The sequence below is a fragment of the Streptococcus parasanguinis genome (assembly GCF_001074805.1).
GTDB lineage: Bacteria > Bacillota > Bacilli > Lactobacillales > Streptococcaceae > Streptococcus > Streptococcus parasanguinis_A.
In genome coordinates this window covers 1-343 of sequence record NZ_JUPI01000088.1, presented here as the reverse complement: position 1 = coordinate 343, position 343 = coordinate 1, and the positions used below count along the sequence as shown (strand labels likewise).

The 343-nt window shown below is 46.4% G+C and carries 1 protein-coding gene; it reads left to right on the top strand.

The window, feature by feature from the left end; all coding sequences use genetic code 11:
• Window positions 1–343, top strand: a 343-nt coding sequence (locus ADI76_RS06060; protein WP_049515128.1) for a hypothetical protein, incomplete at both ends; no start/stop codon positions are given.

Sequence of the window (343 nt, the reverse complement as noted above, 5' to 3'; positions counted from 1 at the left end):
CACAGGTAAAGCACCAGCCGTAACGGTTGTTCGTGAAGATAAGAACGGAACCAAAGCTTCTGCTACTTACACACCAACTGTGACTCCAGTCACACCGACAGCTACACCAGTTGAAACAACAGGTAAACAAGGTCAAACCCAAACAGGTAAGCCTGAATTTACTGAAGGTGATAGCCGTGTGCCAATGAACGATGACGTTCCAGCTACTTTCGACGATGGTTCAACTACCAAGACAGTAGATGGTGTTGGTACTTACACAGTAGCAGCAGACGGAACTGTAACCTTTGTCCCTGAAAAATCATTCACAGGTAAAGCACCAGCCGTAACGGTTGTTCGTGAAGAT